We start from the raw sequence: 14850 nt of genomic DNA on the forward strand, positions 1-14850 counted from the left end.
AGGGCGCCTTCGTCATGATGCCGTAAGGCGCCTTTGTTCTATTCCCGCGACAAGGAGCGAGTAAGATGAAACAAAGAAGCCGCGGTGTGATCCTGGCACTTATTCCATTTGCACTAATGGTGTTAGCCTTTCAACTGGTACCTATAATATCCATGCTGACGGGAAGCTTACGCACAGCGGACGGAACGGGATTTACGTTAGGCAATTATCTGCATGCGTTGCAAAGTGCCTATTACATGCAGGCGATTAAGAACAGTCTGCTAATCTCCATAACCTCAAGTCTGATAGGGATCATTGTCGGACTTTTTTGTGCTTATTGCATTACCCGGTTTACCCCGAGAGTACGCGATAGACTTCTAATGCTGTCGAATATGACCTCTAATTTCGCAGGTGTTCCGCTGGCGTTTGCTTATATCATTTTGCTCGGAAATAATGGGGTATTTACACTCTTATTTAAACAGTGGGGCTGGAGTGTTTTTGCCGATTTTGATCTATATAGCTGGTCAGGTCTAATACTGGTGTATGTATACTTTCAGGTTCCGTTAGCCTTATTGCTTTTGTACCCGTCCTTTTACGGAATCCGTGAGCAGTGGAGAGAGGCAGCGTCCTTACTGGGGGCTGGGCCTTGGCAGTTCTGGAAGACGATTGGCCTGCCTATTCTAACTCCAGCGATCTTTGGCACACTTGGAATTCTTTTTGCTAATGCAATGGGGGCTTATGCCACGGCTTACGCATTGGTTGGCGGAAATTACAATCTGTTGGCGGTACGTATCGGTTCACTGGTTGCCGGAGATGTGGTTACACAGCCACAAATGGGGAGTACGCTTGCTGTTCTGCTTGGTCTGACTACGATTTTGGCGGTTTATCTGAACCATTTAATGGTGCGGCGTGCGGAGAGGTTTGGAACGAAAGCACTCAGTAAACCGGATGTGAAAATCAAAGCTTCCCGGCGTTTATGGACAGCTCGTGAGGAGGTAGGGCAATGAATATACGCAAAGCAGGCTTCGCTCCACGCACCTTCATGCTGCTGCTCATGGTGTATTTGCTGCTTCCTCTTTTGGCGACGGGTATTTATGCTTTTGCACAAGACTGGCAGAATACCCTGCTGCCCCGAGCTTGGACCTTGAATTGGTTTGGGGAAATGTTTGAGGATATTCGCTTTCTGGAGGCGCTTTGGACCTCGCTTTATTTATGCCTGATCAGCGTGGTGCTGAGTCTGGCCGTGATGCTGCCAGCTGTTTTTGTCATCACCCTCTATTTTCCGCGCTGGGAGAGCTTTATGAAAGGTATTGTTGTTTTGCCTTATGCGGTGCCTGGTGTTGTGGCTGCGGTAGGTCTTATTCGTACCTATTCCTCTGGTCCTTTTGATATCGCTGGAACAGCGTATTTATTGGTGGGCGCATATTTTGTGGTCATCCTTCCCTATATGTATCAGGGCATTCGCAATAGTCTGTTAACGGTTAATGCCGTAGAACTGCTGCATGCTGCGGAGCTGCTTGGTGCCCGCCGAAGAACGGCCTTCTTGAATGTGATTTTGCCTAATATATGGCCTGGGGTTATCGTCTCTACACTGTTATCATTTTCAGTTCTATTCGGCGAATTTGTTCTTACGAACATGTTAGTTGGCGGACATATTCAGACGATTCAGGTATATCTATATCAAAGGGTTGGTGAAAGTGGACATTTGGCCAGTGCGATTGCGATCTCTTATTTTCTGTTTATTCTAATTCTTTCGATGGTACTAATGAAGCTCGGTAAAAAGATGGGGGGAGGTATTAAGGGATGAATGATTATCTAAAGCTGCAGGGTGTACGCAAAATGTTTGGGAATACCTGTGTGTTAGACAATGTTGATTTGGAGATCCGTGAAGGTGAGCTTGTGACACTGCTAGGCCCCTCCGGTTGTGGAAAAAGCACATTGCTACGCTGCATAGCCGGTCTTTCAGAGCTGGATGGCGGCAGAATTCTTTTGGAAAATAAAGATCTGGAAAGTTTGCCGCCCCGTAAGCGCGAGGTAGGAATGGTGTTTCAGTCTTATGCCTTGTTCCCCAATCTGACGGTGAGCCAAAATATCGAGTATGGAATGAAAATGCGGGGACTATCGAAATCAGCCCGCCATCATCGCTGCGCGGAATTGCTGGCATTGGTCGATCTGGAGGATAAACGGGATGTATATCCGCAGTCCCTCTCTGGTGGACAGCAGCAGCGGGTAGCGCTGGCTCGTTCTCTAGCGGTGCAGCCCAAAGTATTGCTGCTGGATGAACCCTTAAGCGCACTAGATGCTAAGATACGCAAGAATTTACGTGCTGAAATCCGTGATATTCAAAAAAGGTTTAACATGACGACACTATTCGTGACGCATGATCAGGAGGAAGCACTGATTCTTTCTGACCGCATCTGTATTATGAACGGTGGCCGGATTGTGCAGGATGGCACACCTGAGGGGTTGTACTCCGCACCACGAACAGAGTTCGTTGCCCGGTTTATGGGCAGTTACAATGTATTGACCCGATCAGAAGTGATGACGTTGTTCCGGGGGATAGATAGCACGAAGGACCGCTTTGCTATTCGGCCTGAGGCGGTTACGCTGCTGCATGAGGGCGCGGGACTTCACGAGGTTGCTGCCGGAGTGCAACTGGTGGATGGCATCATTAAATCTGTCTCCGTATTGGGCAATATTATTAGGTGTACGGTAGAGGTGGAAGACATTTGCTTAACGGTTGATCTTTTAAATGACGGACGCTGGCTGAGGCTGGTGGAAGGGGCTAACGTCACCTTGGCTCTGAACCCTTCTGAGCTGCTGCATCTGGAACGAGAGGGAGCGTAATAAGATGACTGAAATGAACAATAAACTTATTGTGGTAGTGTTGGACGGACTTAGATATGAGGCCGCACGTGAATATATGGGGTATATGGAGCATCTGGTGGAGCAGGGGAAAATATCATGTCACCGAGTGAAATCGGAATTACCCAGTCTGTCACGCCCGCTTTATGAAGTGCTTTTGACGGGTACACCCGTGTCCAAAAATGGAATTACGGCTAACCATATTGTGAGACCAAGCCATGAAGAGAGCGTATTCCATCTGGCAGTGGGCGCTAATTTGCGCACAGCTGCTGTCGCCTATCATTGGGTCAGTGAGCTTTATAATTCGGCCCCTTTTGATCCGCTTGCTGATCGCCATCAGCACAATGTGATGAAGCCCATTCAGCATGGCAGTTTTTATTTCGAGGATCACTATCCCGACAGTCATGTGTTTGCCGACGCTGTGTATTTACGGAGTGCCTATGATCCGCATTTCCTATACATTCACTCCATGAATATAGATGACGCCGGGCATCGTTATGGCGGAGAGAGCAAGGAATATGAGTTTTCAGTGCGTAATGCTGACGGTCTGTTGGCCACTGTTTTGCCCATTTGGATGGAACAGGGCTATAAGATTATGATTACGGCAGATCACGGAATGAACGCAAATGGGTACCACGGCGGGATAACCCCTTCCGAGCGAGATGTGCCATTATATACGTTTGGGGTAGATGTATTATCTTCGGAAAAAGAGGAAGAAGTACTGCCACAGCTGCGACTGGCTCCTTTAATGTGCCACTGTTTGGGGCTGGCCCCTTCGGCAGCAATGAGTAAGGAGGGCTTGCCTCCACTTGTGCAGAAGCAATCCCATGACAAAGTGGAAGAACCTTTGCCGTTGGTATGAAATAAAATAATTAGCACGAGAAAAATCATATATTTCAACCAATTAGGAGGTTGTCTATTGAGCGCTTCTAAAGCTATGAAATGGATTACGGGTTCCTGTGAAATTATTTTGGCAATTCCAATCCTGGGTGCTGCTATTGTTATTGGCACGGGGTATTCCGTTCTGGGGTTGATGTTTATTCTACATGTGATTACATTGATTTTATCTTCAAGAGACCGTGAGTCTATCTACGGTTCAGTATTAGGAATTATAACTTCTTTATTGGCATGGATTCCTTTTGTGGGCTGGTTCTTGCACTTAATTACTGGGATTCTGTTGATGGTGAGTGGAGGACAGAAGTCCCGTTATCCGTCGAACCATATCTATCCACAATGATGTAAAATGACTTCAATACAGCCCAATTCGGACGTTTGTCCGGTTGGGCTGTATTCATGTTATAATGAGGGCACATTTTAGCAGTAAGCACAGAGAGGAGGCGCATCCATATGGAAATAACCGCACAAGAAGTAGCAGAATGGATGGTGAAGGAGATTCGTTTTACGGGTACCTTGCATCAGACGGCGGCGATTGAATATGTGAAAGAGAATTTTGGAGAACAATTTGTATTTGTGAATGAGAACGGCAATGCCTCACTCTCCAAAGAAGTGAAGAAAGCTTTCCGGAAACTCCATGGCGGGAGAATTGCTTGGGATCGAGACGGGTTCTTGTGGGCTTGGACCTAAGTTTGGCGCTTACAAACATGTATAAACTGTTCAACTTATATAATTAGATAAAAAACGGACCATGCATGTACTGCAATGGCCCGTCTTTTTGCATTCTTTTTAGTTAGATATATTCTGTCATTCCCTGTTCCTTTAGAAGTTCCACGATATCTTTGACTGACTGCGCTTTATCCTTGGGACAGATTAACAGTGCATCCCCAGTATCGGCAATGATGAACCCGTCTACACCAATGGTCGTGATAAGTCTTCCATTTCCATAAATGATTGAGTTATGGGTATCTATTCCCACATGATTTGCTTTTATAATGTTGCCTGCATCATCCGGAGGGAAGATTGAACCCAGTGCATCCCAGCTGCCGATATCATTCCAGCCAAATTGCCCGGAAAGCACGACAACTTCATCAGAGCGTTCTAAAATGCCGTAATCAATCGAAATATTCTGAAGCGTTGGGTAGATGGCATTAATAACTTCCTCTTCCTGATCTGTACCCAAACAATCACTGATGAGCAGCATGGTTTTGTAGAGTCGAGGTAGATAACGTTTGAAATTATCAATAATGACAGAGGTCTGCCAAATAAAAATCCCACTATTCCATAGATAATTACCGGATGCCAGATAACTCTGTGCATTCTGAAAGTTTGGTTTCTCTACAAATTCATCTACATCATATACAGCCACTGGGCTTGTCGCAATCGGCGTCTTATCAAAGGCAATATAGCCGTAGCCAGTAGATGGGAAAGTAGGCTTGATTCCGATGGTTACTATTTTGTCTGACTCCATGGCAACAGTACAGGCTTCGTCTAGTGTAAGACGGAATTGTTCCTCATCCGTTATATAGTGATCGGAAGGAAGGACGACCATTAAAGAATTGCCATGAGACTTCTCTATAGATAATGCTGCAAAAAGAATGCTAGCGGCTGTATTTCGCGCCACAGGTTCAATTAGAATATTAGCTTTGAGAACGCTGCTGTGCATAATACTCTCCAACAATACTGCTTGGGTACGATTAGTAACGATAACTGTATTCTCCTGAGGAATAATCCCTTTGAAGCGTTCAATCGTATCGTTTAACATAATGTCGTTGCCACTAATGTTCAGCAGCTGCTTTGGGATTTCTTGTCTGGACAGGGGCCAAAACCGTGTTCCGCCCCCGCCGGCTAGGATCGTAGCATATTTATTCATGATGCATCACCAACCGGGCAATTGTGAAGGATATAATGCTCTCCGAGCCTTGATTCAGGTTGAGCCCCGCCGCATGAATACCGTCATAACAAGCACCAGTCTGCGGATCGATTAGGGGGATTCCCAAGGAATTATGCCCTAGATACCAGTTGTAGCATAATTCTGCCTGCGCAAGATAAGAGGGGTCCTCAAGAACAACAGCTGCTTCCCGGCAGGCCAGCAGCATCTCGCAGGCTTCAATGGGCTGTTCATCATAGGGTGCAGCCAGCCCATCGCGCAGCAGCCAGCCATGGCTGCCGATCGGTTTATAGTAGCCTTTGCTGGAGAAGGTGGTGGAAGCTAGGAAATCCAGGCTTTCCTTGGCGGTCTCCCGCAGGTTTTTATTCCCGGAGATTAGGTAGGCCCGAAGCAGAGCCCAGGGCAGCATGGAATTGCCATAAGTGATGCTGTCCTCGAACCAATTCCAGCCGTGCCCCTTATAGCGGGTATATTGATTATGCAGCCGAACCGCAATATTTTCGATCAGACTCTCAATGGTTGCCCTTGGCAGAAAGGCGGCTTCTTCGGTCGTGTTTTCAGTATGCGGGTATGGAAAAGCATAACCTAATGGGCCGGGTGCTTCGGTAAGATAACTTAAGCCGATGATGGCATAGGCTCCGGCCCGAGGTGAGCCCAAGGCTTCCAGATGCGGCAGTGCCTGATTGATCAAATACCGGCAGGTATTCATCAGGTTGTCAGGCAGGGAAGCTGCATGCGACAAGGCGAACCCTAGTGCCCACAAGGTACGTCCCTGGCAATCTTCAGAACCTTTATCCTCTATAAAGGAGCGGTTATAATCCATGAAATTGCGAAAATTGCCGTCCGCTGTCTGGGAATGATAGATAAAAGAGATATACGTATGAATGAGATCGAGTGCCACGGCATCCCGGGAATTCTCGTACATTAAGACCGCAGCAATCAGGGCGCGGGCATTATCATCGGTAGTGTAGCCCTTGGAACGGTCCGGAACCCCAAACTTGGTATGCTGAAAGATTCCTGTATCGTCCGTGATTCTGCGCATATAGCCTGGTTTAGACTGTACTGTGGTGGAGGTTTCCATTAAATCACGCTCCGATCAGCTGACGCCGAGCTCTGGATATGGCTGTGGAACAAGGCGGCATAGATTTTGGCGATTTCGTTCCAGCGCATAGTGAGCCCGAGCTTCAACGTGCGGTCTTCCATCGTTTGCACCAGAGCAGGGCTGTTCAGCAAGCGCAAAATGCAGGCTTCCAAGGAAGCAGAATCATGAAAATCAGCCAGTAGACCGCGGCCTTCTGCCAGCATTTCCTGGGCGTAGCGGTAAGGGGTCGACACGATGACCCGGCCATAACCGACTCCGTAGGCCAGGGTGCCGCTGACGGCCTGATCCTTACCCAGATAAGGAGTCACATAGATATCTGACATGACCAAGGACTCTATTACTTCTTCTTGGGTCAGCAACTTATCGACGAATTGGACATTGTCCTGCAAGTCAAACATTTCTACGAGGTCCGTCAGTTTCTGGCGGTAAACTTCCCCGGATTCCAGCTTGACGACCGGATGGGTCTTGCCCCAGACAATGTAAAGTGCTTCGGGATGGCGCTTGACCACGCCGCGCATGGCTTCGATGCTGTATTCAATCCCTTTGCCGGGACTGAGGAAGCCGAAGGTGGAGAGGATCTTGCGGTCTGGATAACCGTATTGTGCTTTAAGGCTGGTGCGTGAGGCTGTGCTAACTTGAGGGACACCGTGATGGATGAATGTGATTTTGGAAACTGGGATCTCATAAATAGTAGATAAATCGGTAAGGGTTGATTCTGCCATCGTCACGACCTGCACGCTACGCTCGGCCAGACATCGGATGATCTGATGCTGCTTAGGGGAGGGCTTGGTCAACACTGTGTGAAAAACAACAACATACGGAATGTTCAAACGTTCGACAAAGGGGAGCAGGTATTCACCGCTTTCTCCGCCGTAGATGCCAAATTCATGTTGGATGACCAACAAATCGGTATCAGAATTGTTGAGGAAATCGGCCGTATCTATATAATCTGCGTAATTATGCTGGTCGATCTGCCGTATTACCTGCTGATCGTAAGCGTAGGTTTCATTGTTGTTTATGGCAATAATCCGGGGCGGGTTGAAGCCGGGAAGGTGGATAAGTTCATCTAGCAGATCCTGTGTGAACGTGGCGATACCGCACTCTCGCGGCAGACTGGTTCCCAGGAACACAATGTTGTGATTACGGACTGTATTTTTCATTCAAAGAGCCTCCCTAATGGTCTTGCGATTGGTCTGGATACAAAAAAAGAAAATAAAGAAGACTCTATTTTCTGAATAGGGAAAGGTATTTGGTTTTCTAAAATTAGAAATGTTGCAAATTATTTCCTAATCCAACTGTAACATGACCGTTTTATCTTGTCAATTCGATTGACGCCTTGGGGTTAGTACGGATATATTATTGGAGGAGGTGTATGAATGCCAGTCATACGCAGTAAACTGAGTGAGGTCATGGAGAGGCATGATCCGAAATTATCGATCCGCAAGCTTGCTAAAGAGATCAATTACCATTTTGATTCGGTACGCCGAATGTATAAGAATGAGATGGTGCAGTATCCAAGGGATCTGTTGCTAAAATTATGTGTATACTTTAATGTCCAGCCCGGCGAGCTGATTGCCATGGATGCGGAAGACAACGATTGGGTGATCGATCGTTCAAATGATTATGAGGAGGACGGCGATGACAAGGAACCCGGCACAGACAGCCACCTGTAAGCAGCTTCTGGATACATATCATGCCGGACGCGGTACAACCACTGTAAATAAACTGACGTTCACCGGTGTTGGGCACCGGGATGTCTATAATATAACCGCCCCGTTTATGTATAACGGGGAAGAGGTACTAATGGGAAGAGTTGAGGAACGGGACAGTGAGTTCTCTCAAGTCTTCTTTTTTACATGCCATGATGGGGTTTGGAGACCTCGTGCGCATACGCATACGTACAATTTACAGGACCCGTGCTGGACCCGGATCAGGGGAGAACTTATTGTGGGCGGGGTGGAAGTGATTACGGCAGCGGATGATCCGCATCGGATTATCTCCTGGGTGACCCAGTTCTACCGGGGTTATCACATCGATTCTTTGACCCACTTTTCTTCAGGCCCCGGCACGATGAAGGATATCCGGCTTATCGAGCTTGATAATGGCAGTGTAGGCGTATTTACCCGGCCGCAGGGCGAACGGGGTGGGCGAGGGCAGATTGGGTTCACAGTGATTCCTTCGCTGGACGAACTGAATGAGCAGACCTTTATTGATGCCGAGGTGCTACAGGATCAATTCGTGCCCGAAGAGTGGGGTGGAGCCAATGAAGCTCATCTGCTGCGGGGTGGGAAGGTGGGCGTGTTGGGCCACATTGCTTGCTTCGATAGCGCCGGAAACAAACACTATTATGCCATGGCTTTTTCGCTGAATCCTGAGACTTATAAGGCAACTCCGGTCAAAATAATAGCAGTCCGCAGTGATTTTCCGGCGGGCCCGGGCAAGCGCAAAGAACTGGAGGATGTCATCTTCAGCGGTGGCTTGAAACGTCTCGGAGGAGGCCGGGCGGTATTGTCTGTAGGGGTGAGTGACGCAGAAGCGTATCAGATTGAGATCGCGGACCCGTTTGACGAATATGAATCCTAGCGTTCTTTCAGTTGGTTTGACTAGATTATATGGTCATGTTACACTTAGTGTGACAAGAATTTATGGTCAAAGAGAGCGGGAAACCCAATGAATAAGTTTATTCAATTCAACACACGTAAGACTGACACCAAGTCCAACATCAATCAGGCGCGTAAGCAAGGACGTATTCCGGCTGTATTATATGGTATTGGTAAAGAGACTCTGACGTTGGAAGTGAATGAAAAAGAACTTCTGGACATTCTCAAAAAGAATCCGCGCGCAATTCTGCAAGGTAAGGTATCGGAAGATCTAGAGGTTCCGGTCGTGGTTCAGAACATTCAGAAGGATACCCTGTCCGGCAAAATTCTGCATATTGATTTTCAACATGTAAATATGAAAAAGAGCATGGACAGCAAGGTGACTATTCATTTTGCAGGTGAAGCCGTAGGTATTAAAGCAGGCGGTACGCTTCAGGTTGAAATTTATGAAGTGGAAGTTCGCTGTATGCCTGAAGATCTTCCTACCTCCATGGAAGTGGATATTAGCGGATTGGATATTGGCGACCAATTGCTTGTCTCTGACCTGATCTTTAAGGACGGGATTGAAGTGTTGACCGAACCGTCAACCGTAATGATCCAGATCAAGACCGTGCATGAAGAAGAGGAAGAAGCGGTAGTAACTCCAGCCTAAACCTATATTTTTATTAAAAAAGCAAGTTTCCAGGGAAGAGGAAACTTGCTTTTTTTGCGTTGAATCATACAGGAACTTCTCGTTGGTTCTTTGCCATAGGGGAACTACATAACGGGCAGGGCTTTGAGGTTAAATGATCCTCAGCTCCGCCCGCTTTCATGCGTGTCCAGCCAGGACAGGTATTGCTGGTACAATTCCATACCGGAACGACATGAGTTCTTGTCGCAGTTGTGCGACTGGTAGGTAAGGATCTTGTTGTCACTGTTCTGCTCACCGTAGTCGTTGCTGTGGAGGAAACGGCAGAGCGGAAGGCTGATAACATGAAGCGGGAGACCTCTGCTTTTTTGCCTCGATGCCTCGCAGGTGAACTGATAAATAGCTCTTCCCGGGCTCTAGTAACAGCTACGTAAGCCAGTCTTCGCTCCTCTTCCAGGGCAGCCAAGCTTGAACTACCACTATTTGCAGCGGCCAGCTTGCGGTCCTTGAGCCGGTCGCCCTCCAGTGCGGAGCTATGCGGAAGAATTCCTTCAGAGGCTCCAATCAAAAAGACCACAGGAAACTCTAAGCCCTTGGATTTGTGAATGGTCATAAGCGCGATCCGATTCCCTTGTTCTTTGGTACCCGGCTGACGATTATGTTCATTACGTTCCGTAACATTATCTATGAAATCCAGAAAGGCAGGGATACTATCAAATCGCTCTGCAGACGATTCTAGTTCATCTAGCATTTCTTTTAACGTCTCGCGATGTAAGGTTGCTTGATGCCGCTCATTTGCTTCGATGAAATAATCATAGAATTGCGTGCGGATCTGGCGAATCGCTTGGACTGGGGTTAACTCGCGCATATTGCGAATTAGATCCAGCCGCTCTCTAAGCTTAGTGCCCTTGAAATCCTCCATGCCGGGCATGGACAACAGATGGATTAGTGGGCCTTGCTTTGGTTGTCTGGCTTCCATCTGCCGGATGTGATTCATACCTTTTTCACGGTTCATATATAGAGTAGGCAGGATGTTCTCCATAGCCGCAAAATTCCGCCGATTCACGGAGAGACGCATATGATCCACGACCGGGGAAATTAGCCAGTGTTCGTACAGTAATTGGCCTTCTCCATAATCAATATAGGGAATATCGCGTAAAAGAAGTAATTCCAGAACGGCCCGGTTGCTGCTGGACGCTCTATATAACATGGCGAAGTCGCTATATTCTCTTTTGCCGCTCGAAACCTCGTTTAAAATATGCTCAACCATCTGCTCAGCTTCCTCGTCTGCTGTCTGCGGACGCATATACCGGGGCTGACTCCCGCTGCCTTTGGCAGCTTGCAGGGTTTTGGAACGCCGGCGCGTATTGTGCCGGATAATACCGTTGCCGAGCCCGACTATAGCTGGACCAGAGCGATAATTAATATCAAGTGTAATAACCCTTGCTCCCGGGTACAGCTTCTCGAATTCCAGAATGAATTCACTGCGTGCCCCGTTGAAGGAATAAATCGTCTGGTCATCGTCGCCAACCACCATCAGATTATGCTGCGGGTGAGCAATCATTTTGACTAACTCATACTGCAAGGCATTTGTATCCTGGAACTCATCCACCATCACGTATAGATATCTCATCTGCAATTCCTGCAAAAGCGTTGGACGCTCCTTCAGCATCCGATAGGCGATTAAGAGGACATCATCGAAGTCGATTTTGAAATTGTCTAGTTTCCATTGTTCGTAGATTTCCAGAATGGATTTCATTTCTTTTTCAGCGGTGGTTCCTTCAGGCAAGCCTTCTACGGTACCCATGTTCATCTTGCAGGAAGAGAGCAGGGAGAGTAGCGTTTCCGGTGGATAGGCATCTTTAGGTAGCCCGAGCTCACGCATGATTTGTTTCAAGAGGATGTGCTGGCGCCGCGTCTCACTGAAAATTTCTTGCTGCAATCCTTGTCTGCGCAAGAAAAATAAGAAAAAGGAATGAAAAGTACGGGCTTGCAGCCGCGCGACGTCCGCTGGGCCTACTCCCGGCAATAGGGCGATCCGTTCGCGCATTTCCGCCGCAGCTTTACTCGAAAAAGTCAGCAATAGCAGCTGACTTGGCGAGACGCCGCGCACGGACAACAAATAACCGGTTCTGCAGATCAGAACCGAGGTTTTGCCGGAGCCTGCGCCGGCCAGTGTTAGAAGCGGCCCTTTATGATGCCGTACCGCAGAAATCTGCGGACGGTTGAGCAGGATGCCGCCTTCTTCCAGCCTGCGGAAATAAGCGGAGTCCTCATCCTCCCGCTTCACCAGTTCTTGGCTTGTCTGCGCTGAGGCCACAGCCGCTTGCGGGATCCGCTCACCAGTAGCTCCCAGCGGGATAGTATGAAATAAAAGCTTATTCAATAGATTCACCTTCATTATTTCTGTATAGAGTAGTGATCTCAACAAACCTAGTTCTATGATGTTTGAGTTCATCTTAAAATGTGCCGAAAATTTAGCCAATCTACAATATACCATCCCAAGCTTTTTGCTGCACAGGAAAAGTGTTGGATATTGAGCCAGTAAAAATCTGGGGATTGGTGTGGGAGTGGGACACAACGGTGGTATGAATCCCGTAGATTAGCTGGATCGTGGCTGCGTGGGCGGAATGTACGGTATAAATCCCGTAGATAGGCTGGAATGTGGCTGCGTGGACGGAATGTGCGGTATAAATCCCGTAGATAGGTAGGATTGTGGCTGCGTGGGCGGAATGTACAGTATAAATCCCGCAGATTAGCTGGAATGTGGCTGCGCGGACGGAATGTACGGTATAAATCCCGTAGATTAGCTGGAATGTGGCAGTGTCGGCGGAATGTACGGTATAAATCCCGCAGATAGGCAGGAATGTGGCTACGTGGGCGGAATGTACGGTATAAATCCCGTAGATTGGCAGGAATGTGGCTGCGTGGGCGGAATGTACGGTATAAATCCCGCAGATAGGCAGGAATGTGGCTACGTGGGCGGAATGTACGGTATAAATCCCGCAGATTGGCTGGAATGTGGCTGCGCGGACGGAATGTGCGGTATAAATCCCGTAGATAGGTAGGATTGTGGCTGCGTGGGCGGAATGTGCGGTATAAATCCCTTAGATAGGCTGAATTGTGGCTGCGTGGGCGAAATGTACAGTAAAAATCCCGTAGATTGGGTGGAAAGTGGCAGTGTCGGCGGAATGTGAGGCATAAATCCCGCAGATTAGCTGGATCGTGGCTGCGCGGGTGAAATGTACGGTATAAATCCCGTAGATAGGCTGGAATGCGGTTGCGCGGGTGGAATGTACGGTATAAATCCCTTAGATAGGCTGGATTGTGGCTGCGTGGGTGAAATGTACGGTAAAAATCCCGTAGATTAGTTGGAATGTGGCTGCGTAGACGGAATGTGCGGTATAAATCCCGTAGATTAGTTGGAATGTGGCTGCGTAGACGGAATGTGCGGTATAAATCCCGCAGATTAGCTGGATCGTGGCTACGTGGGCGGAATGTACGGTATAAATCCCGCAGATAGGCAGGAATGTGGTTACGTGGACGGAATGTACGGTATAAATCCCGTAGATTAGCTGGAATGTGGCTGCGTGGGCGGAATGTACGGTATAAATCCCGCAGATTGGCTGGAAAGTGGCTGCGCGGGTGAAATGTACGGTATAAATCCCTTAGATAGGCTGGAATGTGGCTGCGTGGGCGGAATGTACGGTATAAATCCCGCAGATTGGCTGGAAAGTGGCTGCGTAGACGGAATGTGCGGTATAAATCCCGTAGATAGGTAGGATTGTGGCTGCGTGGGCGGAATGTACGGTATAAATCCCGTAGATTAGCTGGAATGTGGCAGTGTCGGCGGAATGTGAGGCATATTCGCCCTACTAAAGGGCGCTGGGTGCAGGTCTGTTTCTATTTTTATAATATAAAAATTTCCGCCCCGCGCATCGCAGACTTGTCCAGCGCACATTTGCCACTCTCCTGAACAATTCTGTGATGCCCATTCCCTTTTCCTATCATGCTCATATCCTAAAGCAAAAACATGATATGGAGATGACCCTATGCCCTCGCCCAGTAAGGTCCGCATCAGACATGCCGTTACTATAGACGTACTGATTCCCGCGATTGAAAAAGATTTACAGACCCTTCCCCATGTGATTGACGCTGTTAGAAAGCAGGTTAAGCATCCCATCGGCCGGATATTAATTGTTGCTCCCAAAAAGAAACGGATGATTGAGTTCTGTCGCACAAAAGGCTGTACCTTTATTGATGAGAATACGGTGCTGCCGATTACGAAAAAAGATATTCATTACCGCTCACGCACCTGGGAACGTTCCGGCTGGCTATTCCAACAGCTGCTGAAACTGAATGGCGACAAGCTCTGCACGGCGGATTATTTTCTGGTTATTGATGCCGATACCGTTCTGATCACCCCCCACCGTTTTCGGGCGGACGGCAAGACACTCTTTTACAGCCGGAACTGGAGCCAACCACAGTATTTTGTAACCTATAGGAAACTCATGGGCCGCAAGGTGACCGCAAAATCGTCATTTGTGACCCATTATATGCTGTTTGAACGCAGTCAATTGACTCAAATGAAAAGAGAGATAGAAGCAAAACACCAAATGCCTTGGTATCGAGCTATTTTACACAGTATGAACCGTTCCAAGCAATTTGCCTTTTCCGAATTCGAAACCTATGCCAATTACCTGTATTCGAAGAATCGCGAGGGAATGAAGATTCAAAAAGCGCGTAATAAAGGTCTCCATATGAATGCAGGACAGCTATCCAAGCAGAGAGTGAATCAGCTGGCTGAGAAGTATAGATCATTGTCTTTTCATAAACGAAAGGGGTATGTGAGAACACCAGGGGCTAAATCCAGCGCAGGGGGGCGATAGGA

The 14850-nt window shown here is 47.9% G+C and carries 16 protein-coding genes; 12 read left to right on the plus strand and 4 right to left on the minus strand.

Translation table 11 applies throughout. The features are described from left to right. Positions 1-65: 65 nt before the first annotated feature. From MKZ16_RS01500 to MKZ16_RS01525, 6 genes are all read left to right on the plus strand, one after another. On the plus strand, positions 66-986 hold the full coding sequence (locus MKZ16_RS01500; RefSeq protein ID WP_076107355.1) for an ABC transporter permease subunit: 921 nt from the start codon (positions 66-68) through the stop codon (positions 984-986). Beyond that, the gene (locus MKZ16_RS01505) at positions 983-1786 is read left to right on the plus strand and encodes an ABC transporter permease subunit (RefSeq protein ID WP_051491499.1); all 804 of its coding nucleotides are present in this window, start codon (positions 983-985) and stop codon (positions 1784-1786) included. The genes MKZ16_RS01500 and MKZ16_RS01505 overlap by 4 nt, the downstream gene beginning before the upstream one ends. Continuing rightward, a complete protein-coding gene (locus tag MKZ16_RS01510; RefSeq protein WP_076107357.1) occupies positions 1783-2826 on the plus strand; it encodes an ABC transporter ATP-binding protein in 1044 nt (347 codons plus the stop codon). Before MKZ16_RS01505 ends, MKZ16_RS01510 begins: the two co-directional genes overlap by 4 nt. Positions 2827-2830: 4 nt before the next feature. Further along, entirely contained in the window at positions 2831-3706 is an 876-nt protein-coding gene (locus MKZ16_RS01515) for an alkaline phosphatase family protein (protein ID WP_052096718.1), read from the plus strand. 57 nt (positions 3707-3763) lie between these two features. Continuing rightward, positions 3764-4081: a hypothetical protein gene (locus MKZ16_RS01520; RefSeq protein WP_036687337.1), complete on the plus strand. Its 318-nt coding sequence runs from the start codon at positions 3764-3766 to the stop codon at positions 4079-4081. A 110-nt stretch (positions 4082-4191) separates the two neighbouring features. Next, entirely contained in the window at positions 4192-4428 is a 237-nt protein-coding gene (locus tag MKZ16_RS01525) for a hypothetical protein (protein ID WP_036687339.1), read from the plus strand. 103 nt (positions 4429-4531) lie between these two features. Here the strand turns inward: MKZ16_RS01525 and MKZ16_RS01530 are convergent, their stop codons facing one another. Genes MKZ16_RS01530 through MKZ16_RS01540 form a run of 3 tightly spaced genes read right to left on the minus strand, consistent with a single transcriptional unit; the run spans position 4532 to position 7891 of the window. Next, positions 4532-5611 carry a mannose-1-phosphate guanylyltransferase gene (locus MKZ16_RS01530; protein ID WP_076107358.1) on the minus strand — a complete coding sequence of 360 codons (1080 nt, stop codon included), beginning with the start codon at positions 5609-5611 and terminating at the stop codon, positions 4532-4534. Beyond that, positions 5604-6710, minus strand: a complete 1107-nt coding sequence (locus tag MKZ16_RS01535) for a glycosyltransferase (protein WP_076107360.1) — start codon at positions 6708-6710, stop codon at positions 5604-5606. The genes MKZ16_RS01530 and MKZ16_RS01535 overlap by 8 nt, the downstream gene beginning before the upstream one ends. Beyond that, a complete protein-coding gene (locus tag MKZ16_RS01540; protein WP_036687342.1) occupies positions 6710-7891 on the minus strand; it encodes a glycosyltransferase family 4 protein in 1182 nt (393 codons plus the stop codon). The genes MKZ16_RS01535 and MKZ16_RS01540 overlap by 1 nt, the downstream gene beginning before the upstream one ends. A gap of 216 nt (positions 7892-8107) precedes the next feature. Between MKZ16_RS01540 and MKZ16_RS01545 the strand changes: the two genes are divergently transcribed. The 3 genes from MKZ16_RS01545 to MKZ16_RS01555 all read left to right on the plus strand — a co-directional run bounded on the left by MKZ16_RS01545 (position 8108) and on the right by MKZ16_RS01555 (position 9983). Continuing rightward, positions 8108-8404, plus strand: a complete 297-nt coding sequence (locus MKZ16_RS01545) for a helix-turn-helix transcriptional regulator (RefSeq protein ID WP_051491502.1) — start codon at positions 8108-8110, stop codon at positions 8402-8404. Then, entirely contained in the window at positions 8370-9314 is a 945-nt protein-coding gene (locus MKZ16_RS01550; protein ID WP_038568279.1) for a DUF1861 family protein, read from the plus strand. Before MKZ16_RS01545 ends, MKZ16_RS01550 begins: the two co-directional genes overlap by 35 nt. 87 nt (positions 9315-9401) lie before the next feature. Further along, positions 9402-9983, plus strand: a complete 582-nt coding sequence (locus MKZ16_RS01555; RefSeq protein WP_051491503.1) for a 50S ribosomal protein L25 — start codon at positions 9402-9404, stop codon at positions 9981-9983. A gap of 64 nt (positions 9984-10047) precedes the next feature. On the opposite strand, the gene MKZ16_RS01560 is transcribed toward MKZ16_RS01555, so the two are convergent. After that, positions 10048-12345 carry a UvrD-helicase domain-containing protein gene (locus tag MKZ16_RS01560; RefSeq protein WP_076107362.1) on the minus strand — a complete coding sequence of 766 codons (2298 nt, stop codon included), beginning with the start codon at positions 12343-12345 and terminating at the stop codon, positions 10048-10050. 448 nt (positions 12346-12793) lie between these two features. On the opposite strand from MKZ16_RS01560, the gene MKZ16_RS01565 reads away from it, so the two are divergent. The 3 genes from MKZ16_RS01565 to MKZ16_RS01575 all read left to right on the plus strand — a co-directional run bounded on the left by MKZ16_RS01565 (position 12794) and on the right by MKZ16_RS01575 (position 14848). Further along, a complete protein-coding gene (locus MKZ16_RS01565) occupies positions 12794-13027 on the plus strand; it encodes a hypothetical protein (protein WP_143759131.1) in 234 nt (77 codons plus the stop codon). A gap of 531 nt (positions 13028-13558) precedes the next feature. Beyond that, a complete protein-coding gene (locus MKZ16_RS01570) occupies positions 13559-13741 on the plus strand; it encodes a hypothetical protein (RefSeq protein WP_143759132.1) in 183 nt (60 codons plus the stop codon). A 270-nt stretch (positions 13742-14011) separates the two neighbouring features. Beyond that, positions 14012-14848, plus strand: a complete 837-nt coding sequence (locus MKZ16_RS01575) for a DUF6492 family protein (RefSeq protein WP_076107365.1) — start codon at positions 14012-14014, stop codon at positions 14846-14848. Positions 14849-14850 lie beyond the last annotated feature (2 nt).

It is taken from the genome of Paenibacillus sp. FSL R5-0928 (genome assembly GCF_037970385.1).
GTDB classification, from domain to species: domain Bacteria; phylum Bacillota; class Bacilli; order Paenibacillales; family Paenibacillaceae; genus Paenibacillus_AQ; species Paenibacillus_AQ odorifer.